The organism is Aeromonas sp. R10-2 (genome assembly GCF_040908445.1).
In the GTDB taxonomy this organism is placed as follows: domain Bacteria; phylum Pseudomonadota; class Gammaproteobacteria; order Enterobacterales; family Aeromonadaceae; genus Aeromonas; species Aeromonas veronii.
Window position 1 is genome coordinate 39,886 of the sequence record NZ_JBFODS010000012.1, and the last position, 22,440, is coordinate 62,325.

Below are 22,440 nucleotides of genomic sequence, written 5' to 3' on the forward strand. Positions count from 1 at the left end.
ATCGCTTTATTAAACTTGTCATTTATTGCCAGGTTCGCGTCTGCAGACAGTAAACAAACCTCTCGCCTTGCATCCCTCGCCACGCAGGCGCAGACTGTTTGGCCTTGTTTTTATGCGATTCGATTCAAGGCAACCATCATGACTCCTGCCATCAACCTGCTGAAGAAGCTCAAAATCCCCCACAAGCTCTACCCCTACGAATGCGAAGCCCACGACGATTTCGGCAAGCATGCCGCGACCCAGCTCGGGCTGCCGGAGGCGCAGGTGTTCAAGACCCTGGTCGCCCATCACGACAAGCAGGCGGTGGTGGCCATCGTTCCCTCATCCGGCATGTGCAGCCTGAAACAGCTGGCCAAGGCGACCGGCCTCAAGAAGGTGGAGATGATGAAACCGGCGGAAGCGGAGAAGCTGACCGGTTACAAGGTGGGCGGCATCAGCCCGCTGGCGCAGAAGAAACTGCTGCCCACCGTGCTCGACGAGTCGGCGCTGCAGTTTGACGAGATCCTGGTGAGCGGCGGCAAGCGCGGCCTCTCGGTGGGGGTGGCGCCGCAGGATATGCTGACGCTGATGAAGTGGATCGCCGCTCCCATCGGCGAAGAGTAGTGCCGGGCACGGTGTGAACCTGCCCTCCGGGCCTGTGGCGGCCCGGAGGCGATGTGACTCGTGAGGATATCTGCCCGCGTCCCCCTGTTTGTCGTGTTGCTTATCCTCGCACAGGCCGCGCCAAGGTGGGGCGCCCACGCTCAGGGCTACACTGAAAGTAACCCTTCAACCAAGGCGCGGTTTATGTCCCCCCTGCATCTGCTGGCCGTCGCTCTGTTCTGCATGTTGTCGCTGACCGGACAGGCGGCCACCCGGTTTACCCATATCAGCCCGGAGAGCGAGCGGGATCCGCGCACCACTTATGATCGGGAGCTGCTGCGGCTCGCCCTCGACAAGACCCGCGACCAGTTTGGCGACTATCTGCTGGAGCCTGCGCCGCCCATGACCAAGGCGCGCGAGCGGGTCAGCATGCAGCTCGACAGCTATCCCAACCTCTTTGTAATGGACAGCTACAGCAGCACCCGCGAGGATCTGGGGCTCACCTATGTCCGTTTTCCCATCCATCTGGGCATCGTCAGCTACCGCATCTGTTTTGTCAGCCCGCAGCAAAAGGCGGCGGTGAGCAAAGTGACCGACCTCAAGGGGCTGCGCCAGTTCACCTTCGGTCAGGGCAAGGGGTGGCTGGATGTGGATATCCTGCGCTACGCCGGGATGGAGGTGGTGGAAGTGGAGGGGTACGAAAAGCTGTTCAAAATGGTGGCGCGGGGCCGCTTCGATCTCTTCTGCCGCGGGGTGAGCGAGCTGCGCAGCGAGCAGCTGACCCACAAGGAGATGACGGATCTGCTGGTGGATGACGCGCTGTTGATCTACTACCCGCTGCCCCGGGTTTTCTACACCAATCCCAACAATCGCGAGGCGCTCAAGCGGGTCGAGCGGGGGTTGCAGCTGGCGTGGCAGGATGGCTCGCTACAGGCGCTGTGGCGCAAGAGCTTTGTCCCGGCCATCGCCTTTGCCAAGCTCTCCCAGCGCCGACTGTTGCGGCTGGATAATCCCTTCCTCGACGGGATCAGCTTCGATTACCGCCCCTACTTCTACAATCCGCAAACCGATCGCTTCGGCGATTACTGAGGTGCCTGCCGCTGGCGGCAGAGTGCCAGCCAGGCCTCGGCGGTGCGCGACAGATAGCGCTCGCTCGGCCAGATCACCCCGAGTCGCCAGCTCAATTCGGGCTCCAGCGGCCGCAGCACCAGACCATCCGGGGTCAGCCGGTTGCAGACCGGCTCCGGCAAGAAGGCGACCCCCATGCCGCTGCGTACCATGGCGGTGAGAAAATCCCACTGGCTGCTGCGCGCCGCCACCTGTGGCACAAAACCCGCCTCCTGACACGCCTGCTCCAGTCGCTCGCTCAGGGTAAATGCCTGGGTATAGAGCAGGAAGGGCTCCTCCTGCAGGGACTCCAGCCGCAGCGGCGCATCGCCATGCCAGCGCGGTTGATCAGGCAGCACTACCCGGATCGGGTATTGATCCAGCTCCAGCGCGCTGAGGGCGCCCCCCTCTTTGGTCGGCAGCATGGTGATGGCGAGATCCAGCTCCCCCTCCAGCACCGCCTGTTCGATGCGGCGGCCGCCGTACTCCACCAGGGTCAGCTCCACCTTGGGATAGCGGGTGCGGTAGGCGCGGATCAGATCCGCATAGACGTGACCCACCATGGGGGGAATGCCGAGGGTGAGGCGACCATGTTGCAGGCTCTGCAGATCCGCCAGTTCAGCCTCCAGCTGCTGCATCTCCGCCAATATGGTCTGGGCCCGGTTGAACAGCACCTGGCCGCTGTCGGTCAGGGTGAAGCGGCGCCCTTCCCGGTTGAGCAGAGGTTGGCCCAGCTCCTCCTCGATATTGCGGATCATCTTGCTGATGGTGGGCTGGGTGACGAACAGCTTTTCAGAGGCGCGGGTGAAGCTTTTTTCCCGCACCAGTTCGACAAAATAGCGCAGGGCGCGAATATCCATGGACTCTCTCGACTCGTGTTGGCGGGTACGGGATGAAGTATGCCTATGCGGCATGAATTTGATAATTTTAATTCATTTCTGGCAGGTTTTGCTCAGCTCTATACTGTGAGCCGGTTCACAGAAAGACGATGATCATGAAAGCCCTCTGCTTGCGCTGGTTACAGACTCCCTTCCAGATTGTGTTGCTGGCAGCCATCTGGCTGCTGGCCGATACCGCGGTGCGTACCCTTCATCTGCCGCTGCCCGCCAACCTCACCGGCATGCTGTTGCTGCTGGCCTGCATCCTGCTCGGGGTGGTTAAGGCCGAGTGGTTCAGCGCGGGGGCTCGCTGGCTGCTGGCCGAGATGCTGCTCTTCTTCGTGCCCGCCGTGGTGGCGGTGGTCAACTATCAGGATCTGCTGCTGCAGGAGGGGTGGCGCATCATGGTGGTGCTGCTGGTGAGCACCACGCTGGTGCTCGGTACTACCGCACTGGTGGTGGATCGGGTCTACCGCCTCGAACTGAAACTGGCCCGCCGGAGTCGCCGTCATGTCTGATACCCTGCTCGGGCTGATCTGTTTCGCCCTCACCCTGCTCTTCTACTACGCCAGCAAATGGCTCTATGGCAAGAAACGCATTCTGCCGCTGATGCCCCTGCTGCTGGCGCCGACCCTGCTGGTGGCCGTGGTGCTGCTGTTCCACATCCCCTATCGGGATTACATGGCGGAATCCCACTGGCTGCTCTGGCTGCTGGGCCCCGCCACCGTCGCCTTCGCGGTGCCGGTCTACGAGAACCGCCAGCTCATTCGTCGCCACTGGTTGTCGCTGTCGGTGGGGGTGGTTGCTTCCGTCATCATGGCGGTCGGCAGTACCGTGCTGCTGGCTCGCTGGCTGGATCTCTCCGACATGTTGCAACGCAGTCTGGCGATGCGCTCCATCACCACGCCGTTTGCGGTGGAGGCGACCCGCGCCATCGGCGGTCAGAGCGACCTCACCGCGCTGTTTGTGGTGCTCACCGGTGTCATCGGCATGGCGGTGGGGGAGAGCGTGCTCACCGTGCTGGCCATTCGCAGCCGTCTCGGCAAGGGGGCGGGCTTTGGCGCCTCGGCCCACGGTGCCGGTACCGCCAAGGCCTATCAGATGGGCAACGAAGAAGGGGTGGTCTCCAGCATGGTGATGATGATCGCCGGTATGGTGACCGTGCTGCTGGCGCCCCTGCTGGGCCGGATGTTCTGGTAGGCCTGGCTTCCCTTTAGAAGGCGGCTCGTCCCGGCGCTACACTCTAGTGAGCGTGTATTTCCGGGATGAGCAGTATGACCTTTCATCGCCTCGCTTCCTGCTTGCTGCTGTGCAGCCTTTCCTTCCTTGCCACTCCCCTACGGGCGAGCGACGTCATCACTCATATCAGCCCCGAGAGCGATCGGGACTTGCGTACCCTCTATTTTCGCGATCTGTTGCAGCTGGCGCTGGAGAAGACCCGCGACAGCTTCGGTGACTACGAGCTGCGGACCGCGCCGCCGATGAACCGTATCCGGATGCGACAGATTGTGCAGACTCAGCAATACCCCAATCTGTTTGTGGCCGACAGTCTGCGCCCGGCCGCAGAGAGCGAAGCGCTGGATTACGTCCGCTTTCCGGTGGAGCTGGGCATCCTCGGTTATCGCATCTGCTTTGTCAGTCCGCAGCAGGCCGATGCGGTGGCAAGGGTCAATACCCTGAACGAGCTGCAGCAATTTCTGCACGGGCAGGGACGTGGCTGGCAGGATGCGGAGATCCTGCGTCATGGGGGATTCAAGGTGCAGGAAATCGACGGTTACGAGCGGCTGTTCAAGCTGGTGGCGCGCGGTCGCATCGACCTCTTCTGCCGCGGGGCCAACGAGCTCTTTATCGAGCAGGAGCAGCACAGTGATCTGCCCGGTCTCACCGTGGATCGGCGAGTGGCGCTGCACTATCCCTTCCTCCACCTCTTCTACACCCACAAGGATAATCAGGCCGCCATCCGCCGCCTATCGGTCGGCCTCAAGCTGGCGTGGCGGGATGGCTCGCTGCAACAGCTCTGGCTGCGCCACTTCAAACCTTCCCTCGAGCATGCGCAGCTCCCCAGGCGCCTGTTGTTCGAGTTGGCCAATCCGCGCCTTGATAAGGTGGATTTTGATTATCGGGCCTACCACTACAACCCCGTCGACGGGACGTTCGGACCCGGGCTGCCTTGATCCTGATGGTGTTGTTCCCGGATAAAGGGCCGTCTCTGCCGATGTGCTTAAGCATGCCAAAAAGGCATGTTTTTTATTATTTAAATTCATTTTTTGAAGGTTGGTGCGCTGCATATACTGGGGGTCGCTTCACGGTTCAGGTTTGCTCCTGCCCGCTTCTGGCTTGTGCGAGTGAGCCTGAATCGTCCTGCTGCGGCGTCTTGATGTTCTGCATGAAGGCGTCCATCACTGGGCCGGGATCGATCCCGGCAGGTATTACAGCTGACGGAGCCTTGTTATGTTTAATTCCCACTCTTGCGCCCTGATTGTCGAAGGGGGCGCGATGCGCGGCATCTTTGCCAGCGGCGTGCTCGATGCGTTTGTCGAAAGTCACCACTATCCGTTCGATTTCGTCATAGGCGTCTCGGCCGGGGCGACCAATCTGGTCTCTTATCTGAGCGAGCAGCCGCGCCGCAGTCACCACATCATCACCGAGCTGGCTTGCAGCTCCCGGTTTCTCGATCCCCTGCGTTTCGTCAAAGGGGGCGATCTGGTGGATATCGGCTGGCTGTGGCAGGCCAGTCGCCATCACTTCCCGCTCGATCTCGACACTTTCTGCGCCCGCGACATTCCCTTCTACGCGGTGGCGACCGATGTGGCGAGCGGCAAGGCCATCTATCTGCCGGTGCGGCCCGACAACATGGATGAGGTGCTGACCGCCACCTGCGCCCTGCCGGTGGTGCAGCACGATACCCCCTGCGTCGATGGTCGCCCCATGGCCGATGGCGGGATCAGCGACTCCATTCCGGTGATAGAGGCCTATCGGCGAGGGGCGCGGCGGATGACAGTGGTGCTGTCGGAGCCCTGGGGCTATCGCAAGAAGCCGGCCCGTTTCTGCTGGATGGTCAAAGCCTTGCTGAAAACCCAGCCAGCGCTGGCGCAAGCCATGCTGGAGCGGGATCTCGCCTACAACCGGGCACTCGATTTCATTGCCAATCCCCCTGCCGATTGCGAGATCGAGGTGATCGCGCCACCGGCCGATTTCATGGTTTCCCGTTTTACCCAGGATCCGGTCAAGCTGGAGTCCGGCTATCTGCAGGGTTACTGGCAGGGGCGCCAGAGTCTGTTGCGGGCCCGTGGAGAGGTGCGGGCGGTGGCCTGACTGGTTTGCCGGGTGCTGAATATAAAAAGGGGAACCTCGCGGTTCCCCTTTTGCATGCTTGTGCGGTAGTCGCTGATTACAGCATCTGCTTGAGGCGATAGAGCAGATCCAGTGCCTGACGGGGGGTGAGCTCGTCCGGGCGCATTGCTTCCAGCTCTTCCACCACCGGATGAGGCTGCGGGGCGAGGGCCACCGGGGCCGGGCGGCTTTCACCGGCGGCGACCGGAGTGGCGCTCTCCAGCTCATGCAGTTTGTGACGGGCCTGCTGGATCACCGATTTCGGCACCCCGGCCAACGCTGCCACTTGCAGACCGTAGGAGCGGCTGGCCGCCCCTTCCTGCACCGCGTGCATAAAGGCAATGGTGTCGCCGTGCTCCACCGCATCGAGGTGGACGTTGGCCAGCCCGCTCATCAGCTCGGGCAGGCGTGTCAGCTCGAAGTAGTGGGTGGCGAACAGGGTGTAGGCGCCAATCTTGCTCGCCAGCTGTTCGGCGCAGGCCCACGCCAGCGAGAGACCGTCGTAGGTGCTGGTGCCGCGGCCAATCTCGTCCATCAGCACCAGACTGCGGGCGGTGGCGTTGTTGAGGATATTGGCGGTCTCGGTCATCTCCACCATAAAGGTGGAGCGGCCGGAGGCGAGATCGTCCGATGCCCCGATGCGGGTGAAGATACGGTCGATGGGGCCGATGCGGGCGCTGTCGGCGGGGACGAAGGCGCCGATATGGGCCAGCAGCACGATCAGTGCAGTCTGGCGCATGTAAGTGGATTTACCGCCCATGTTGGGACCCGTGATAATCAGCATCCGTCGCTCCCGCTCCAGCCGGATGGGGTTGGCAATGAAGGGAGCTGTCATCACCTGCTCCACCACCGGATGGCGGCCCGCTTCAATGATGATCTGATCTTCGTCGATGAGGGTCGGGCAGCGATAGTCGAGGGTCTCGGCCCGCTCGGCCAGATTGGCCAGCACGTCCAGCTCCGCCAGTGCGGCGGCGGAATCCTGCAGATCGCCGAGGTGGGGCAGCAGAGTATCGAGCAGCTCTTCGTAGAGCCGTTTCTCCAGCGCCAGCGCCTGGGACTGGGCGGTGAGTACCTTGTCCTCGTACTTCTTCAGCTCATCGATGATGTAGCGTTCGTTGTTCTTGAGGGTTTGACGGCGGATGTAGTGGGCCGGCACCAGATGGCTGTTGGCGCGGCTCACCTCGATATAGAAGCCGTGCACCTTGTTGTAACCCACCTTGAGGGTGTTGATGCCGGTCAGCAGCTTCTCCCGCTCCTCGATGCGGGCGAGGCTGGCGGTGGCGCCGTTGGCGAGATCCCGCAGCTCGTCCAGCTCCTGATTGAAGCCGTCACGGATGACACCGCCATCGCGGATCAGCACCGGCGGCACCTCCATCACCGCGCGCTCCAGCAGGTCGAGCAGCTCGGGGAAGGTGCTGGCCCGCTCGGCCAGCTGTTGCACCGCTTCGTGCTCGTTGTCCGCCAGCAGACGCTGTAGCTCGGGCAACTGGGCGAAGGCCTGACGCAGCCGAGTGAGGTCGCGCGGACGGGCCGAGCGCAGGGCGAGGCGCGCCAGCACCCGCTCCACATCCCCCACCTGACGCAGCAGGTTACCCAGCTCGTCGTAGAGGTTCTGCTCGATGAGCTCCTTGATGGTGCTCTGGCGACCTTTCAGGATCACCCGATCGCGGATCGGCTGGTGGATCCAGCGCTTGAGCAGGCGGCTGCCCATGGGGGTGGCGGTACGATCCAGCACCTCGGCCAGGGTATTTTCGTAGCCACCGGCCAGATTCTGGGTCAGCTCCAGATTGCGGCGGGTGGCGGCATCCATGATGACGGCGTGATCCGGCTGCTCCAGGCGCACGTTGCGGATGTGGGGCAGGGCGGTGCGCTGGGTATCCTTGACGTACTGCATCAGGCAGCCAGCGGCGCACAGGGCGGTCTCGCTCTTGTCGACGCCAAAGCCCACCAGATCCTGGGTACCGAATTGTTGGCAGAGCAGCTTGCGGGCGGTGCCAAGTTCGAACTCCCACTCCGGGCGGCGGCGCAGACCGCGGCGACCCTCGACGTGGTGCAGGAAGGCGAAGGATTCGGGGTAGAGCAGCTCCGCCGGATTGGTGCGCTGCAGCTCTGCCAGCAGGGTCTCTTCTTTCTCGAACTGGTTGATGAAGAAGCGGCCGGAGCCGATGTCCATGGTGCCATAGCCGAAGCGGCGGCCATCGTGATAGACGGCGGCGATGAGGTTGTCCTGTCGCTCGCTGAGCAGCGCCTCGTCGGAGACGGTGCCCGGGGTGATGATGCGAATGACCTTGCGCTCCACCGGCCCCTTGCTGGTGGCGGGATCTCCCACCTGTTCACAGATGGCGGCCGACTCGCCGAGCTGCACCAGCTTGGCCAGATAACCCTCGATGGCGTGATAGGGCACGCCTGCCATCGGGATGGGGCTGCCAGCCGACTGGCCGCGCTTGGTCAGGGAGATATCGAGCAGCTGGGAGGCCTTGCGGGCATCGTCATAGAACAGCTCGTAGAAGTCGCCCATCCGGTAGAACAGCAGGATCTCCGGGTTCTCGGCCTTGAGGCTAAGGTACTGCTGCATCATGGGCGTGTGGGCGCTCAGATTGGCGCCGGGAGCGGAGCTTGTGGCGCCGCTGGCTTGGTGTTGTGCGGTCATGTTCTATTCCAGAAGGGGCCTCTGCGGGCCAGTGTCTGCGGTGATGAGCCTTGGGCTTGATGGCGCCATTCTACACATAAGCGCCGCGCCGGGGGAGCGGGTGTTCCGGGCGCAGTTGTTCTGCACTATTGAAGTCATGGCTCCGGTGCAGCACCTCACATTGCGGCAGGCAAGGGCGGTCTGCCGTGGTTGCGGGCGGCGCTAGCGGGATCGCATAATGTGCCTCTTGAGCGGATCAGAAGGAGTCGTGATGAAACTGGATGCAGAGATAGAGCACCTTGCCATCGAGCTGGGACGGGCCCTTGGTCAGCGGGGCTGGCTGGCGGCGACCGCCGAATCCTGTACCGGCGGCGGGGTGGCCAGCGCCATCACCGACATCGCGGGCAGCTCAGGCTGGTTTGATCGCGGATTTGTTACTTACACCAACGAAGCCAAGCAGCAGATGTTGGGGGTGAGCAGCGAGAGCCTGGATCAGCACGGTGCAGTGAGTGAAGCGGTGGTGCTGGAGATGGCCCGCGGCGCGCTGGCGCACTCGTCTGCCTCCATCAGCGTTGCTATCAGTGGCATCGCCGGCCCCGGCGGCGCCACCGAAGGCAAGCCGGTCGGCACCGTCTGGTTCGCCTGGGCCGACCGCAATGGCCGTCACCACTCCCTGCTGGCCCGCTTCGATGGGGATCGCCGACAGGTACGCCAGCAGGCGGTGAGACAGGCCTTGTCGGGTCTGTTGGCCCTGCTCAGATAAATTGGGCTTGATACTGTATGAATAGACAGTATACTTAGCCCAACTTCACTTCTTACTCACGATTTCCAGCGGAGATTGGCATGGATCAGAACAAACAGAAGGCACTGGCGGCTGCGCTGGGTCAGATTGAAAAGCAGTTCGGCAAAGGTTCCATCATGCGTCTGGGCGACAGCAAGACCATGGATATCGAAGCCATCTCTACCGGTTCCCTCTCGCTGGACGTGGCGCTGGGGATCGGCGGTCTGCCGTGTGGCCGTATCGTCGAAATCTACGGCCCGGAATCTTCCGGTAAAACCACCCTCACCCTGCAGGTGATCGCGGAAGCCCAGAAGAAAGGCAAAACCTGTGCCTTCGTCGATGCGGAACACGCCCTCGACCCTATCTACGCTGCCAAGCTGGGCGTCAACGTCGACGACCTGCTGATCTCCCAGCCGGATACCGGCGAACAGGCGCTGGAGATCTGCGACATGCTGGTTCGCTCCAACGCCGTTGACGTCATCATCGTCGACTCCGTGGCGGCCCTGACGCCGAAAGCGGAAATCGAAGGGGAGATGGGTGACTCCCACGTTGGCCTGCAGGCACGTTTGATGTCCCAGGCACTGCGCAAGCTGACTGCCAACATCAAGAACGCCAACTGCCTGTGCATCTTCATCAACCAGATCCGGATGAAGATTGGCGTCATGTTCGGTAGCCCGGAGACCACCACAGGTGGTAACGCGCTCAAGTTCTACGCCTCTGTGCGTCTGGATATCCGTCGTATCGGCGCCATCAAGGAAGGTGACGAAGTGGTCGGTAACGAGACTCGCGTCAAAGTGGTCAAGAACAAAGTTGCTCCGCCCTTCAAGCAGGCTGAATTCCAGATCTTCTACGGCGCCGGTATCTCCAAAGAGGGTGAGCTGGTGGATCTGGGCGTCAAGCACAAGCTGATCGACAAGGCCGGTGCCTGGTACAGCTACAACGGTGAGAAGATCGGTCAGGGCAAGGCCAACGTCATGAAGTTGTTCGCCGAGAACAAGGTGATGGCTGGCGAAGTGGAAGCCCGCCTGCGCGAGCTGCTGCTCTCCGGTGCCGTGCCAGTCGATGACAAGGCTGCACCGGTTGAGGCAGAAGAGTTCGATGCCGAAAGCGAACAAGAGTTCGAATAAGGAACAAAGGAAGGCCGGGTAGATACCCGGCCTTGTTATTTATGATGGTTGATGAATCCGTTACCGAACCGGTCGAGCCTGCCGAACCGACCTTTGCCGAGCAGCTGGCCGCTGCCCGTGCTTATGCCATGCGCAGTCTGGCCCGTCGCGAGAGTGCCGAGTCGGAGCTGGCCAACCGGCTGCGCCAGCAGGGTTTCAATGAAGAGGTGATCGAGGCGGTGGTCGACTACTGCCGCGGTTACAACTGGGTCAATGACGAACGTTACGGCGGTATGGCTGTACGGGCCGGTGCCGCCAAGGGCCATGGCCCCATCAAGATCCGCTTCGATCTGCGCCGCAAGGGGCTCGACGATATGCAGATTGATGCCGCATTCGATCAGCCGGAGCTGGACTGGTTCGAACTGGCGTTTGCCCTGCTCGAACGGCGCGCCCGGGTGGCCGATCTGGCGGATTTCAAGCTGCGGATGAAGTGGCTCAAGTATCTGCTGGGGCGCGGCTTTACTCAGGATCAGGCCCGTTACGCCCTCTCGGCCTTTCAGGAGCGGGAGGAGTAACGCCACTGCGTGGCAAACATCGTTTCACCTCTCCTTGCGGCAGGTTTTTCCTGCCCGTTCAGTAGCTTGCGCGCACAATCCCGAAAAAGCGGCCTTTTGTTCATCTCATCCCTCTTTATGCGCTGCTTTTTTGCCTCTCGACAGTGAAAAAAGCCACTGTGGGCAGCGGCGCTCTTATCTGGCCCGTTTACGTGCGCTTTTTCGCCCTTGGCGGCCCTGTCCGTTTTACTTTACCCCGCAGAAAACTTACATTAATGCGGTTAAAAGTCCGTATTCGAATCAAGCAGGATTTTCCATGTATATGTCCACGTCAGAGATTCGCGCTGCGTTTCTCGAGTATTTCCGTTCCCAGGGGCACCAGGTTGTCTCCTCCAGCTCGCTGGTACCGCATAACGACCCGACCCTGTTGTTTACCAACGCGGGTATGAACCAGTTCAAGGACGTGTTCCTTGGCGCAGACAAGCGTGCCTACAATCGCGCGACGACTTCCCAGCGTTGCGTGCGTGCCGGTGGTAAGCACAACGATCTGGAAAACGTCGGCTATACCGCTCGTCACCACACCTTCTTCGAAATGCTGGGCAACTTCAGCTTCGGTGACTACTTCAAGCAGGATGCCATCAAGTTTGCATGGGGCTTCCTGACCGAGGTGCTGCAGCTGCCGAAAGATCGCCTGCTGGTGACCGTCTACGCGACTGACGATGAAGCTTTCGATATCTGGGAAAAAGAGGTCGGTGTCCCGGCCGATCGCATCGTGCGCATCGGTGACAACAAGGGGGCCCCTTACGCTTCCGACAACTTCTGGGCGATGGGCGATACCGGCCCGTGCGGTCCCTGCACCGAGATCTTCTATGACCACGGCGATCAAATCTGGGGTGGCCGTCCCGGCTCACCGGAAGAGGATGGCGACCGTTTCATCGAGATCTGGAACGTGGTCTTCATGCAGTTCAACCGTCAGGCTGACGGCACCATGGAGCCGCTGCCGCGTCCGTCCGTGGATACTGGCATGGGTCTGGAGCGTATCTCCGCCATCATGCAGGGTGTCCACTCCAACTACGAAATCGACATCTTCCAGGCGCTGATCAAGAAAGCGGCCGAGATTGTCGGCACCACCGATCTGAGCAACCAGTCCCTGCGCGTCATCGCTGACCACATCCGCTCCTGCGCCTTCCTGGTGGCAGATGGCGTGATGCCGTCCAACGAAGGTCGTGGCTATGTGCTGCGTCGCATTATCCGCCGCGCCGTGCGTCATGGTCGCAAGCTGGGCGCGACCGACGTCTTCTTCTACAAACTGGCAGCCGAGCTGGCCGTACAGATGAAGGATGTCGCTGCCGAGCTGATCGCCCAGCTGCCGCTGGTCGAGCGCGTGCTGCGTATCGAAGAGGAGCAGTTCGTCCGCACTCTGGATCGCGGTCTGCTGCTGCTGGAAGACGCTCTGGCCAACCTGGGCGATGCCAAGGTTATTCCGGGCGAAGTGGTGTTCAAGCTCTATGACACTTACGGCTTCCCGGCCGACCTGACTGCCGACGTGGTGCGCGAGCGCGAGATCGGCATCGATGAAGAGGGCTTCAAGGCCGAGATGGAGAAGCAGCGTGCTCGCGCCAAAGAGGCCTCCAGCTTCGGTGTGAACTACAACGAAATGCTCAAGCTCGACTTCGAGACCCCCTTCACCGGTTACAAGACCCTGACCGAGCGTACCCGCGTGGTTGGTATCTACAAGGGTGTGGAAGAGGTGAGCGGTCTTATCGCCGGTGACGAAGCGGTCATCGTGCTGGAAGAGACCCCCTTCTACGCCGAGTCCGGCGGCCAGATCGGCGACAGCGGTACCCTGAAAGTGGACGACGGCATCTTTGCCGTGACCGACACCCTGAAAGCGGGTAAGGCGATCATCCACAAGGGCTACATGGAGCTGGGCACCCTGGAGAAGGGCGCCGAAGTGGAAGCCGTGGTTGATGGCGATCGTCGTCAGGCCATCGCCCTGAACCACTCCGTGACTCACCTGCTGCACGCTGCCCTGCGTCAGGCTCTGGGCGAGCACGTCACCCAGAAAGGTTCTCTGGTTGGAGCCGAGCGCATGCGTTTCGACTTCTCCCACTTCGAGGGGCTGACCATGGCGACCATTCGCCGGGTCGAGGAGCTGGTCAACAACCAGATCCGCGCCAACCACGAAATCACCACCCAGCTGATGGATCTGGAAGCGGCCAAGTCCGCCGGTGCCATGGCGCTGTTTGGTGAGAAATATGAAGATGACGTGCGCGTGGTGCGCATGGGCGACTACTCCACCGAGCTGTGCGGCGGTACTCACGCCAAGCGCACCGGTGATATCGGCTTCTTCAAGATCATCGCCGAGAGCGGTATCGCAGCTGGCGTGCGCCGTATCGAAGCGGTGACCGGCAAAGCGGCCATCGACTTCATGCATCAGGTTGGCGAGCAGATCGAAGAGGCTGCTGCACTGGTGAAAGGTGATCAGTTCTGCATCGCCGACAAGGTTCGCCAGATGCTGGACAAGGCCAAGATGATGGAGCGCGAGCTGGAGCAGCTTAAGGCCAAGCTGGCCGCTCAGGCTGGTAACGATCTGCTGGGTCAGGTGATCGAGATCAACGGTCAGAAGGTGCTGGTTGCAGCGCTGGAAGGGGCCGATCCGAAATCCCTGCGCGGCATGCTGGACGAGCTGAAGAACCAGATGAAGTCCGGTGTTGTGCTGCTGGCCACCTGTGCCGATGGCAAGGTCAACCTGATCGCGGGCGTCACCAACGACCTGACCGGCAAGGTCAAGGCCGGTGAGCTGGTCAATCTGGTTGCCCAGCAGGTGGGTGGCAAGGGCGGTGGCCGTCCGGACATGGCACAGGCGGGTGGTACCCAGCCTGAGGCGGTGCCGGCAGCGCTGCAATCCGTTCACTCCTGGCTGGAAGAGCGCCTGTAATCGGGCGAGGTGATCTGTGGCACTCTATGTACAGAAGTACGGCGGCACCTCGGTCGGCACACTGGAGCGGATCGAGGCGGTAGCTGAGCGGGTCGAGCAGACCCGCGCCCAGGGACACGACGTGGTGGTGGTTGTCTCCGCCATGTCGGGCGAAACCAACCGGCTGCTGGGCATGGCCCAGCAGCTGGATCCTGATGCCAACCGGCGGGAGATGGATGTACTGGTCTCCACCGGTGAGCAGGTCACCATAGCGCTGCTGGCGATCGCGTTGAACAAACGCGGTTGTCCTGCGGTCTCAATGACCGGTGATCAGGTGCGGATTCATACCGATTCCGCCTATGGCAAGGCGCGCATCACCCACATCGACACCGAGCTGGTTCATGCCGAACTGGCTGCGGGCAAGGTGGTGGTGATCGCCGGTTTCCAGGGCCGTGACGAGCATAACGCCATCACGACGCTGGGCCGCGGCGGTTCGGATACCACGGCGGTTGCTGTGGCGGCGGCCATCAAGGCCGATGAGTGCCAGATCTTTACCGATGTGGATGGGGTATACACCACGGATCCGCGCATCGAGCCCAAGGCGCGTCGTCTCGACACCATCACCTTCGAGGAGATGCTGGAGATGGCAAGTCTCGGCGCCAAGGTGCTGCAGATACGCTCGGTGGAGTTTGCGGGCAAGTACCGCGTCCCGCTGCGGGTGCTGTCGAGCTTTATCGATGGAGAGGGAACCTTAATCACATATGGAGGTGATAGGATGGAAGCTCCCCTGGTATCCGGGATCGCTTTTAACCGCAACGAGGCCAGCCTGACCATTCTGGGCGTGCCGGACAGACCAACCGTTGCCGCGCAGATCCTGAATCCGATCAGCGACGCCAACATTGATGTCGACATGATTGTGCAGAACACCCTGGGAGATGGCACCGCCGACTTCACCTTCACGGTGAATCGTGACGACTATCGCCGCGCCCGGGCACTGCTGGAGGAGACCGCCACCGAACTTGGCGCCTCCTGCGTGCAGGGAAATGGCGAGATTGCCAAGGTTTCCATTGTCGGTGTCGGCATGTGGAACCATCCCGGTGTTGCGCGCACCATGTTCAAGGTATTGGGCGAGGAGGGGATCAACATGCAGTTGATCTCGACCTCTGAAATCAAAATCTCTGTGGTGATTGACGAGAAGTATCTGGAGCTGGCGGTGCGAGCCCTGCATGCGGCTTTCGGGTTGGATCAGGCACCGCAAGAGCAGCCCTTGGGCTAACAATCTCTGATTGATTTAGTTTCAACCATTTACCATATCGGTATCTTTGTTAGATAATGTCGCATATCGATATAAAAACAAAACAGGATACAGGAGCAAGCGAATGCTTATTTTGACTCGTCGTGTTGGGGAAACCCTGATGATTGGTGATGAAGTGACTGTCACCGTACTGGGCGTTAAAGGCAACCAGGTCCGTATCGGTGTTAACGCGCCGAAAGAGGTCTCCGTACACCGCGAAGAGATCTACCAGCGCATCCAGGCCGAGAAAGTTCCGGGCCAACCAGGCTTCTAAGCCACTTTCATGGCTGTGACAAGGCGACACCTTATGTGTCGCCTTTTGTTTTTTCGGCCCCCTGAAATCGCCCTGCAGGGCGCGAAACTGCGGGATAAGTGCCGATATTGTTTGAATATTCCACGCTTTGGCCAAATGCTGAGCGAACGCACTTTTTTCTCCAAAAAAGTGTTTGACTAAAAATCCCTGTGAAGTATTATCAGCCCCGCAAACGGAGAGGTGGCCGAGAGGCTGAAGGCGCTCCCCTGCTAAGGGAGTATGCGGCTTATACCCGCATCGGGGGTTCGAATCCCCCCTTCTCCGCCATTTGCGCCCGTAGCTCAGCTGGATAGAGTACCTGGCTACGAACCAGGTGGTCAGAGGTTCGAATCCTCTCGGGCGCACCATATTACGACTCAAGCAAGAGTCATGCGTTGACCATCAGCAAGTCGACACTTTGGAAAAGGCTTACTGATAAGTAAGCTTTTTTTATCGTTTTAAAACAGGGCGCCCGTAGCTCAGCTGGATAGAGTACCTGGCTACGAACCAGGTGGTCAGAGGTTCGAATCCTCTCGGGCGCACCATTTAAAACGACACAACGATTTATGAGCGCCCGTAGCTCAGCTGGATAGAGTACCTGGCTACGAACCAGGTGGTCAGAGGTTCGAATCCTCTCGGGCGCACCATTTTCAAGCAGTACCAAAAGTTTGTGAGCGCCCGTAGCTCAGCTGGATAGAGTACCTGGCTACGAACCAGGTGGTCAGAGGTTCGAATCCTCTCGGGCGCACCATATTTCAAGCAGTACCAAAAGTTTATGAGCGCCCGTAGCTCAGCTGGATAGAGTACCTGGCTACGAACCAGGTGGTCAGAGGTTCGAATCCTCTCGGGCGCACCATACAGACAGCCTCGACTTCGGTCGCGGCTGTTTTTTTATGGGCGACATTTCACTCTTTGGTGCGGATCCTCGTTCACTGGAGCGGCCGGGTTACCCTCCTGTCTGTTCTTGCCCTCATTTCTGCCCCCTTCTGTGACTGCGCACAGCTCTTCTGAACGGTGCAACCCCTTGCCACCCTTTGCCTTATCTACACGCGTGCTGTATGCCTGCTGTTGCAACGGCAGATGCCGGGCCACTCATCACTCAAGGTTCGCTCATCAACATCCTGCAAGGCCTGCTGAAGCGTTCTGTAGGCAATAAAAAAGGATGCCGCAGCATCCTTTTGTGTCGAGATATTTACTCAGCTTTTCAACCATTTGCGAATGCGGTTGGCATCGCCGATGGGGGTGCGTTTGCCCACCGAGTTGAGCAGCACGATGGCGAGCTCGCGGCTGTCCGGTTTGGCGCGCATCACCAGACAGCGCCCCGCTTCGTCAGTGAAGCCGGTCTTGGAGAGGCGCACGTCCCAATCCGGGTTTTTCACCAGCGGGTTGGTGTTGTTGAACATCAGGCTATAGGCGGGGGCGCTGAAGCGCATCTCCCGGTTCTCATCCTGAGTGAACTGACGGATCAGCGGCTGACGGTAGGCGGCGGCAGCCAGCTTGCCGAGATCCTGGGCGGTAGAGACGTTGCGGGTGGAGAGGCCGGTGGAGTCGTAGAAGTGGGTATTACGCATACCCAGCTGTCTGGCCTTGTTGTTCATGGCTCGCACGAAGGCGCTGCGACCGCCCGGATAGTGACGCGCCAGTGCCGAGGCCATCCGGTTTTCGGAGGACATCAGCGCCAGATGCAGGGCGTCGCGGCGGGTCACCTTGGTGCCCATGCGGATGCGGGAATGGGTGTGTTTGACCCGATCCAGATCGTTCTTGTCGACCGTGATGGTCTGGTTGAGATTCTGTTTGGCATCCAGCACCACCAGCGCTGTCATCAGCTTGGTGAGGGAGGCGATGGGACGCACCTTGGTGGCATTCTTCTGGTAGAGAGTCTTGCCCGTTTTTACATCCACGACCAGGGCGCTGCTCGAGCGTACTTCCAGTTTGGCTGGGTTGGGTGCCGCGCTGACCGCAGGCAATCCCAGCATTCCCATCAACCCGACAACCAGCGCTGCTGCGCGAATCCGACACCACATACAACCGACTCCATTCCCATCCAAAAAAAGGCGCTAGATTCACTCATTTTTACCCCGGCTTTACAAGGGCCGAGCGGGACTATTTCTGCTATTTGCGCAAAATTGGCGATCAAAAAAGCCCTCTGGCGAGGGCTTTCGGGTCGGGCGTTGGGCGAAGGGTCAATCCCGCGGCTGCGCAGCCCTGCGTTTGCTGATCCAGCGCCAGACCAGCGCCACCATGCCACCCACCAGCAGGGCCACCGGCAGATAGATGATGATGTTGAAGAACTGGGTCTGGTATTCGGCGGCCAGCTTGGTGTGGCTCAGGTAGTAGCCAAACCCGACCAGCGGGCAGATCCACATGATGGAGCTGATCAGATTGACGATGAGGAAGCGCCCCTGGGGCAGCTCGGTAGCTCCCACGATATAGGGGTAGGCGGTGCGCACGAAGGCGATATAGCGCGCGGTGATCAGGGTGATGATCCCGTACTTGTCCAGCAGGTGGTAGACCTTCTGCTGGTGTCGCTCTTCCACATGGGACATTAGCCGATGGTAGAGCTGGGTGTGGCCGAGAAAGCGTCCCTGCATGTAACCGAGCCAGGTGCCGACAAAGGTGGCCATGATCAACAGCGGGATCACCCCGAGAGACAATATATCCTGATAGATGAGCACGCCGGTGAGGATCAGCAGGCTGTCACCGGGCAGAAAGGCGGTAGGGATGAATCCGTTTTCCAGTACCAGAAACGTCAGAATCACACCACAGATCATGAAGGCCATCTTGGGATCGGAAAGTGTGTTCAGATCGTGATTCATAAAGGCGTGAGCCAGTTGGTAAAACTGCTCCATACTTGCAAACTCCGCAGGTTAGCTGGGTTGATCGGTCAAGGGCATGGCGAGCACCTTGTCGATGCGCAGGCCATCCATGTCAACAATTTCCAGTTGCCACTGTTCCAGTGTCACCAGGTCTCCGGTTTGTGGAACACGACCAAGGAGCAGCATGATAAGCCCTCCGAGGGTGTGATAGTGATGTTTTTCTTCTTCTGGCAGACGAACCAGCTCCAGACAGTCCTTTAATTCCGGCAACGGGATCAGGCCGTCGAGCAGCCAGCTGCCATCGGCGCGCCGGAAGGCCCAGTTGTCTTCACCATCCTCCTGCTGGAAATCCCCCGCCAGCGCCTCCAGCAGATCCTGCTGGGTGACCAGTCCCTGCAGCTCACCATATTCGTCCACCACCAGCGCCATCTGTTCGCTGTGGGTGCGGAAGTGGTTGAGCAGCTCGACGCCGTTGAGGGTCTCGGGCAGCAGGCTGCCCTCCTGGGTCAGGGCAGCCAGATCGATGGGCTCCCCCTTGATATAGGCGTGCAGCACCTTGCTGACATTGATGATACCCACCAATTCTGACAGGTTGCCGGCGCAGACCGGAAAATAGCTGTGGCGATACTCCACCAGTCGCTGCAGGTTGGTCTCCAGCGGCAGCGCCAGATCCAGATAGCGGATATCGCTGCGCGGCACCATCAGTGAGGAGAGGCTGCGCTCGTCGAGACGGAAGACGTTGCGCAGCATGGTGTGTTCATGATCCTCGATCACCCCGGCTTCCGATCCTTCCACCAGCATGGCGTGGATCTCCTCCTCGGTGACGTTGGCGCTGCCGTTCTGGTTGACCCGTAGCAGCCGCAGGCTGGCATTGGTAGAGGCCGACAGCAGCCAGACGAAGGGGCGTGTCAGGGTGGCGAGCCAGTGCATCGGGCGGGCCACCAGACAGGCGATGCGTTCGGCATTGAGCTGGCCGAGCCGCTTGGGCACCAGCTCCCCCACCACGATGGAGAGGTAAGTAACCACCACCACCACTATGATGGTGGCGATCAGGCCACTGCTCTTGGCCGGGAGTCCCCACCCCTGCAACCAGAGGGAGAAGGGCTGGGCCAGCAGGGATTCGCCGTAGATACCGTTGAGCAGACCTATGCTGGTGATGCCTATCTGGACGGCAGAGAGAAAATGGGTCGGGTCTTCGCCCAGTTTGAGGGCAATGGCGGCGGAACGGTTGCCTTCAGAGGCAAGCTTGCCGAGGCGAGCCTTGCGTGCGGTGACGATGGCGATTTCTGACATGGCGAAGACGCCATTAAGCAAAATCAATCCCAGCAGGATCAATATTTCCATACAGCAACAGCACTCCTTGAGTGGATAAGATCGCTGGCAGTGTAATGAATTTGGCGGCGATGCGCTTGTGAAAGCGGGTGATCCGGCTCGCTAATTTGATGACAACGCTCTGCGGTGGCCGAAAAAGATGGCCGGAAAAGGGGAAGGATGACCTCGCCAAACGACGTAATGGGTGAGGCGGGTGCTTGGCGAAGTGGCATTGCATGCAGGATGGAAAAGGGCGGGAAGTCCCGCCCTTGCTTGTCACTTGTCAGGCAACCGTTGTCAGAACTGCTGGAACCAGCGCTGGATCTGGGCTGGATCCTTGCTCTGGGTCAGGGAGAGCATCAGCAGCACCCGCGCTTTCTGCGGGTTGAGAGTGCCGGAGGCCACGAAGCCGTACTTGGCATCATCGATCTCGGCATCCAGGGTGGTGGCGCCGGTCGGCACGCGGGCGGAGCGCACGACGCGGATGCCATCCTTGCTCGCCTTGGCCAGGGTGTCGAACAGGGTGTGGTAGAGGTTGCCGTTGCCCACCCCGGCGCTGACGATGCCGTCGAACTTGGCATCCACCATCGCCTTGGCAGGCAAGTCGGTGGCGTTGGCGTAGCTGTAGACGATGCCCACTTGCGGCAGCTTGTCGAGCTTGCTCACGTCAAACGGCGTCTTGCTGGTGTGCAGACGGGCCGGGCTGCGCTGATAGTCGATCTTGCCGTTGTGGATGTAACCGAGCGGGCCAAAGTTGGGGGAGGCAAAGGTCTGCACGCCTGTGGTGTTGGTCTTGGTGACGTCGCGGGCATCGAGCACTGTGTCGTTCATCGCCACCATCACGCCACGTCCCTTGGAGGCGGGGTCGGAGGCGGTCACCACGGCGTTGTAGAGGTTGAGCGGGCCATCAGCACTCATGGCGGTGGAGGGGCGCATGGCGCCAACCAGTACCACCGGCTTGTCGCTCTTGACGGTCAGATTGAGGAAGTAGGCGGTCTCTTCCATGGTGTCGGTGCCGTGGGTGATGACGATGCCATCCACGTCATCCTTGGCCAGCAGCGCGTTGACCCGCTTGGCCAGCTTGAGCCACACCTCGTCGTTCATGTCCTGAGAGCCGATCTTGACCACCTGCTCACCCTGCACGTCGGCCACGTTCTTCATCTCGGGCACGGCGGCGATCAGCGTCTCGATGGCCACCTTGCCGGCCTCGTAGTTGGACTGGGTGGCGGACTGTCCCGCCCCGGCAATGGTACCGCCGGTGGCCAGTATATGGACGTTGGGCAGGGCCATGGCCATCGGGGAGAGGGTCAGGCCGACGACGGCGGCGAGCAGGGTCTTGCGGATCGGTAGGGTCATGCTGCAAATCCTTATGGTTGGAATAATCGCAGCCAGTTTGCCCAGATAACCATCAATATCTGTGATAAAACTCACCAAAAGACAGGTGAGTACAGATTTTTAACCTGTTTTATACCTCTATGGAGATAATTTAACTCGCAGAGAAACCCTTGGCTTCGATCAGGGCGATCAGCTCGGCCTTGCTCAGCTCGCTCTCGATGACGGCCTTGCTGCTGGTAAAGTCGACGGTCGCGGTGGTAACTGCAGGCTGGGCCAGCAGGGCTTTTTGCAGGCTGGCGGCGCAACCACCACAGGACATGCCGGAGACGGTGAGTTCGATGGTCATAAATGCTCTCCTCGGTTGATATGGCACAAGGGTAAAGCTGTCGCCTCCGGCAAGGTCAAGCCGTCAGTACATAAGACCCAGATAGTTCATCAGGATTGTTCCCAGCCGGTGGATGGTTGACATGCGAGCCAAGGTTCATAGTGGCGATGAGGTTGGCAGTTTCCTCTGACAGGGTCAGTACATTAGACCGAGGTAATTCATCAGGGTTGCCCCGAGGCTGGTAGTGACCAGCGAACCTAGGGTGGTGGTGGCGATGATGTTTGCTGCCAGCACGCTGTCGCCCCCCATGGCGCGGGTCATCACATAGCTGGCGGCGGCAGTCGGGGTAGCGCTGATAAGAAACAGGATGCCGAGCTCCAGATGGCTGAAGCCGAGCAGGGCCGCCCCCAGAGTGAACACCGCTGGAATGAGGCAGAGCCGCATCACGCTGGCCCAGCCGGTCAGCGCCGCCCCGCCGCGCAGGGCGTCGAGGCTGAGAGAGGCGCCGGTGCAGAGCAGCGCCAGCGGCAACGTCATGTTGGCGAAGTAGCCGCCGGTGGTGAGCAGCAGCTGCGGCATCTTGATGCCGAGCAGAGTAAAAGGCAGCGCCGCCACGATGGCGATGATCAACGGATTCTTGATGATGCCGAGCAGGATGGGGCGGATGCCGGTGGCGCCGCCGAGGCTGCGGGTGAGGGTGATGACAGCGAGGATGTTGTAGAGCACGGTGACCGCGCCGACGTAGAGCGCTGCCGCCCCCAGCCCCTCGTGGCCATAGGCGTTCTGCACGTAGGCGAGCCCTATGATGGCGCTGTTGCCGCGAAAGCTCCCCTGCACGAAGATGCCGCGCAGTCGCTGCTCGCCGATAAAGCGGCCCGCCAGCAGCTCCAGCACCAGATAGCTGGCGACGGTGGCGAGCAGGCCGTAACCGATAAACCAGGGACTCGGCATGGTGGCGAAGTTGGTGCCAAGAATGCTGAGAAAGAGCAGGGCGGGCAGGGTGACCTGAAACACCAGCCGGGAGGCGGATTCGGTGAAAGGTTCCGGCAGCAGCCCCAACCGCTTGAGCCAGATGCCGAGCAGCAGGATCACGCAGATGGGGCCTGTGATGGAGAGGGAGAAGAGCAGACTGGCCAGCAGATCCATGGTGGGCGTCCTCCTGATGCACCGTCCGAAG

20 protein-coding genes and 6 tRNA genes are annotated in these 22,440 nt (G+C 60.6%); 18 read left to right on the top strand and 8 right to left on the bottom strand.

What is annotated here, in order from left to right:
- The first annotated feature begins 138 nt into the window (after positions 1 to 138).
- Together ybaK and AB5Y97_RS01715 are read left to right on the top strand one after the other, a co-directional pair.
- Positions 139 to 603, top strand: a complete 465-nt coding sequence (ybaK, locus tag AB5Y97_RS01710) for a Cys-tRNA(Pro) deacylase (RefSeq protein ID WP_005336092.1) — start codon at positions 139 to 141, stop codon at positions 601 to 603.
- A 183-nt stretch (positions 604 to 786) separates the two neighbouring features.
- A complete protein-coding gene (locus AB5Y97_RS01715) occupies positions 787 to 1,671 on the top strand; it encodes a transporter substrate-binding domain-containing protein (protein WP_201947238.1) in 885 nt (294 codons plus the stop codon).
- On the opposite strand, the gene AB5Y97_RS01720 is transcribed toward AB5Y97_RS01715, so the two are convergent.
- A complete protein-coding gene (locus AB5Y97_RS01720; protein WP_064335340.1) occupies positions 1,665 to 2,549 on the bottom strand; it encodes a LysR family transcriptional regulator in 885 nt (294 codons plus the stop codon). The genes AB5Y97_RS01715 and AB5Y97_RS01720 overlap by 7 nt on opposite strands.
- Positions 2,550 to 2,683: 134 nt before the next feature.
- On the opposite strand from AB5Y97_RS01720, the gene AB5Y97_RS01725 reads away from it, so the two are divergent.
- The 4 genes from AB5Y97_RS01725 to AB5Y97_RS01740 all read left to right on the top strand — a co-directional run bounded on the left by AB5Y97_RS01725 (position 2,684) and on the right by AB5Y97_RS01740 (position 5,882).
- Positions 2,684 to 3,085 (top strand): CidA/LrgA family protein, encoded by a 402-nt coding sequence (locus AB5Y97_RS01725; RefSeq protein WP_040069042.1) that lies wholly within the window; start codon positions 2,684 to 2,686, stop codon positions 3,083 to 3,085.
- Positions 3,078 to 3,767: an LrgB family protein gene (locus tag AB5Y97_RS01730; protein ID WP_201947240.1), complete on the top strand. Its 690-nt coding sequence runs from the start codon at positions 3,078 to 3,080 to the stop codon at positions 3,765 to 3,767. Before AB5Y97_RS01725 ends, AB5Y97_RS01730 begins: the two co-directional genes overlap by 8 nt.
- Positions 3,768 to 3,841: 74 nt before the next feature.
- On the top strand, positions 3,842 to 4,741 hold the full coding sequence (locus tag AB5Y97_RS01735; RefSeq protein WP_201947242.1) for a hypothetical protein: 900 nt from the start codon (positions 3,842 to 3,844) through the stop codon (positions 4,739 to 4,741).
- 277 nt (positions 4,742 to 5,018) lie between these two features.
- Positions 5,019 to 5,882 (top strand): patatin family protein, encoded by an 864-nt coding sequence (locus AB5Y97_RS01740; protein ID WP_201947244.1) that lies wholly within the window; start codon positions 5,019 to 5,021, stop codon positions 5,880 to 5,882.
- Positions 5,883 to 5,958: 76 nt separating this feature from the next.
- Here the strand turns inward: AB5Y97_RS01740 and mutS are convergent, their stop codons facing one another.
- Positions 5,959 to 8,478, bottom strand: a complete 2,520-nt coding sequence (gene mutS, locus AB5Y97_RS01745; RefSeq protein WP_201947269.1) for a DNA mismatch repair protein MutS — start codon at positions 8,476 to 8,478, stop codon at positions 5,959 to 5,961.
- 322 nt (positions 8,479 to 8,800) lie between these two features.
- Here mutS and pncC point away from each other — a divergent pair, with 322 nt between their 5' ends.
- The 12 genes from pncC (at position 8,801) to AB5Y97_RS01805 (ending at position 16,332) form a co-directional block, all read left to right on the top strand.
- Entirely contained in the window at positions 8,801 to 9,292 is a 492-nt protein-coding gene (gene pncC, locus AB5Y97_RS01750) for a nicotinamide-nucleotide amidase (RefSeq protein WP_139430204.1), read from the top strand.
- An 80-nt stretch (positions 9,293 to 9,372) separates the two neighbouring features.
- On the top strand, positions 9,373 to 10,437 hold the full coding sequence (recA, locus tag AB5Y97_RS01755; RefSeq protein ID WP_040068994.1) for a recombinase RecA: 1,065 nt from the start codon (positions 9,373 to 9,375) through the stop codon (positions 10,435 to 10,437).
- 44 nt (positions 10,438 to 10,481) lie between these two features.
- Positions 10,482 to 10,991, top strand: coding sequence for a regulatory protein RecX (locus AB5Y97_RS01760; protein ID WP_368157195.1), 510 nt, complete (start codon positions 10,482 to 10,484; stop codon positions 10,989 to 10,991).
- A 295-nt stretch (positions 10,992 to 11,286) separates the two neighbouring features.
- Positions 11,287 to 13,911 carry an alanine--tRNA ligase gene (gene alaS, locus AB5Y97_RS01765; protein WP_201947246.1) on the top strand — a complete coding sequence of 875 codons (2,625 nt, stop codon included), beginning with the start codon at positions 11,287 to 11,289 and terminating at the stop codon, positions 13,909 to 13,911.
- A gap of 16 nt (positions 13,912 to 13,927) precedes the next feature.
- A complete protein-coding gene (locus tag AB5Y97_RS01770) occupies positions 13,928 to 15,166 on the top strand; it encodes an aspartate kinase (RefSeq protein WP_005336054.1) in 1,239 nt (412 codons plus the stop codon).
- Between the two features lie 103 nt (positions 15,167 to 15,269).
- Complete coding sequence (gene csrA, locus AB5Y97_RS01775; RefSeq protein ID WP_005336053.1) at positions 15,270 to 15,458, top strand: carbon storage regulator CsrA; 189 nt, start codon at positions 15,270 to 15,272, stop codon at positions 15,456 to 15,458.
- 213 nt (positions 15,459 to 15,671) lie between these two features.
- Positions 15,672 to 15,764, top strand: a tRNA-Ser gene (locus AB5Y97_RS01780).
- Between the two features lie 3 nt (positions 15,765 to 15,767).
- A tRNA-Arg gene (locus tag AB5Y97_RS01785) sits at positions 15,768 to 15,844 on the top strand.
- Between the two features lie 100 nt (positions 15,845 to 15,944).
- Positions 15,945 to 16,021, top strand: a tRNA-Arg gene (locus tag AB5Y97_RS01790).
- Positions 16,022 to 16,046: 25 nt separating this feature from the next.
- Positions 16,047 to 16,123: transfer RNA gene (locus AB5Y97_RS01795), tRNA-Arg, on the top strand.
- A 27-nt stretch (positions 16,124 to 16,150) separates the two neighbouring features.
- Positions 16,151 to 16,227: transfer RNA gene (locus tag AB5Y97_RS01800), tRNA-Arg, on the top strand.
- Between the two features lie 28 nt (positions 16,228 to 16,255).
- Positions 16,256 to 16,332 (top strand) — tRNA-Arg (locus AB5Y97_RS01805).
- 340 nt (positions 16,333 to 16,672) lie between these two features.
- Here AB5Y97_RS01805 and pbpG read toward each other — a convergent pair.
- From pbpG to AB5Y97_RS01835, 6 genes are all read right to left on the bottom strand, one after another.
- Entirely contained in the window at positions 16,673 to 17,500 is an 828-nt protein-coding gene (pbpG, locus tag AB5Y97_RS01810) for a D-alanyl-D-alanine endopeptidase (protein WP_005348750.1), read from the bottom strand.
- A 159-nt stretch (positions 17,501 to 17,659) separates the two neighbouring features.
- Complete coding sequence (locus AB5Y97_RS01815; protein ID WP_151287123.1) at positions 17,660 to 18,325, bottom strand: DedA family protein; 666 nt, start codon at positions 18,323 to 18,325, stop codon at positions 17,660 to 17,662.
- 18 nt (positions 18,326 to 18,343) lie between these two features.
- The gene (locus tag AB5Y97_RS01820) at positions 18,344 to 19,636 is read right to left on the bottom strand and encodes a hemolysin family protein (protein WP_368157191.1); all 1,293 of its coding nucleotides are present in this window, start codon (positions 19,634 to 19,636) and stop codon (positions 18,344 to 18,346) included.
- 264 nt (positions 19,637 to 19,900) lie between these two features.
- The gene (gene ansB, locus AB5Y97_RS01825; RefSeq protein ID WP_201947250.1) at positions 19,901 to 20,959 is read right to left on the bottom strand and encodes an L-asparaginase 2; all 1,059 of its coding nucleotides are present in this window, start codon (positions 20,957 to 20,959) and stop codon (positions 19,901 to 19,903) included.
- Between the two features lie 130 nt (positions 20,960 to 21,089).
- Positions 21,090 to 21,284, bottom strand: coding sequence for a heavy-metal-associated domain-containing protein (locus tag AB5Y97_RS01830; protein WP_071914838.1), 195 nt, complete (start codon positions 21,282 to 21,284; stop codon positions 21,090 to 21,092).
- 174 nt (positions 21,285 to 21,458) lie between these two features.
- On the bottom strand, positions 21,459 to 22,409 hold the full coding sequence (locus AB5Y97_RS01835) for an AEC family transporter (RefSeq protein ID WP_201947251.1): 951 nt from the start codon (positions 22,407 to 22,409) through the stop codon (positions 21,459 to 21,461).
- Positions 22,410 to 22,440 lie beyond the last annotated feature (31 nt).